General features: G+C 69.9%; 4 protein-coding genes and 1 pseudogene. All 5 read left to right on the plus strand.

From position 1 onward, the window contains the following. Positions 1–204, plus strand: a pseudogene (locus tag AC5L30_RS32905) (FtsK/SpoIIIE domain-containing protein); the annotation flags it as partial. Then, on the plus strand, positions 201–410 hold the full coding sequence (locus AC5L30_RS32910) for a hypothetical protein (protein ID WP_494872167.1): 210 nt from the start codon (positions 201–203) through the stop codon (positions 408–410). The pseudogene AC5L30_RS32905 and the gene AC5L30_RS32910, both read left to right, overlap by 4 nt. A gap of 86 nt (positions 411–496) precedes the next feature. Next, a complete protein-coding gene (locus AC5L30_RS32915) occupies positions 497–937 on the plus strand; it encodes a DUF6197 family protein (protein ID WP_494872168.1) in 441 nt (146 codons plus the stop codon). Next, positions 934–1227: a hypothetical protein gene (locus AC5L30_RS32920; protein WP_494872170.1), complete on the plus strand. Its 294-nt coding sequence runs from the start codon at positions 934–936 to the stop codon at positions 1225–1227. Before AC5L30_RS32915 ends, AC5L30_RS32920 begins: the two co-directional genes overlap by 4 nt. Continuing rightward, the gene (locus AC5L30_RS32925; RefSeq protein WP_494872172.1) at positions 1227–1631 is read left to right on the plus strand and encodes an RRQRL motif-containing zinc-binding protein; all 405 of its coding nucleotides are present in this window, start codon (positions 1227–1229) and stop codon (positions 1629–1631) included. Before AC5L30_RS32920 ends, AC5L30_RS32925 begins: the two co-directional genes overlap by 1 nt. Positions 1632–1642: the final 11 nt, after the last annotated feature.

Below are 1642 nucleotides of genomic sequence, written 5' to 3' on the forward strand. Positions count from 1 at the left end.
ACCGCCTCCGACATCTCACCCACCAACCAAGGCGCGGCCTACCTCCTCGCCGAAGGCGGCGTCCCCCGCCGCATCAAGGCCGCCTACCTCACCGACACCGACATCTACAACATCGCCGACTACGCCGCCTGGACCCGCCGCCCTGTCGGCACCAGCGCCAGCGCTCCGGCGGTCAACCCCACCGAGTGGGACATGGCGGCATGACCACCCGCGAGCGCACCTACGCCCGGGCCAACAACCAACGCGCCGCCCAATTCACCGAAATGTGGATCGTCGGTTCCCCCGAGGACCTGGCCGCGATGCTCCACGCCGCCGCCCAGACCGGGCGACTCGTCTACGTCTCCGCCCCACGCCTCATGGGCGGCGACGACACCCGCCACCGCCGCTACCTGCGGCTGCGCACCCACTAATCGGCCGACAGGACCAGGTCACCGCCTGCCAGCAGAGCTGGTCCTGCCGACCACCAACCGACAGCCCCCGAAAGGACGTGGTTGCCATGAAGGCTACCCAGAACCCACCCACCCCAGCGGAGGTCACACCCGCTGACCTGCTGCGGATGGCTGCCCTCTACCTGCGCCGGCACGGCTGGCACCAGGGCACCTACTACGCCCACACCACCCACACCCTCACCCCGCCGGCCTGCGCCGCCGGGGCCATCGGCATCGCCTGCGCCGGACACACCGTCGAGCACTTCTCCCAGCTCGACCCCGACGCCCTCGCCGACTATCTCGCGGCCTTGGGCGTCTTCGTCGACTACCTCGACACCACCGCGCCCATCTTCTTCATCGACGAGGACGGCTACCTGCTCGACGAGCACACCTCGCCCTACTCGTGGAACGACGACCCCGCCCGCACTGCCGAGCAGGTCATCACGGCCCTTGAGGCTGCTGCCACCGAGTGGGACTCCCTCCGCAAGGCGGAAGGGGAGACGCGATGAACACCGTCAAGAAGCCCTTGACATCCGTCCCGCACCAGCGGCGTCGGGACGTCGTCGAGAACGACCAGTTCGCCGGCTTCGCCAAGCGCATCATCCGCGCCCACGGCCGCCGCGTCGCCACCGGAGACGTCGAAGCACTCCGCGACCTCATCGCCCTCTCCTCCGTCATCGACGACGCCATCGGAGAGGCAGTGATCGGCCTGCGCGCCTTCGGCTACTCCTGGGCCGAAATCGGCTCCCGCCTCGGCATCTCCCGCCAAGCCGCCCAACAGCGCTGGGGAGGCCAGTGATGACAGACCTGCGCAGCGTCGACCTCGATGATCTGGCCGATCGCACCGGCATCCGGGTCGAATTCTACGACCCGCTCGGCACCCGCTACGGGTTCCCCACCTTCCCCTACCACTGCGCACCCACCGGCCTGGCCACCCTGCGGCAACTCCGCGCCGCCGGCCTGCGCCCCGGAGGACACGACCCGGTCGCCCAGATCCTCTGGCGACACCGCTCCAACCGCAGGGTCGCCTACCTCTACCGCACCGACCTCGCCAAGGTGAAGCGCACCGCCACGCCCGCCCAGCGGGAGGCCATCGCCAAAGCCCTGCTCGCCCGCCGGACCTGCCGGCACTGCGGCCAGGTGAAGCCCTACTACATCCCCCGCCGCTACGGCTGCTGCCTCGACTGCCACGGAGGCCACTAATGGCTGCCCTG

It is taken from the genome of Micromonospora sp. BQ32 (assembly GCF_059358895.1).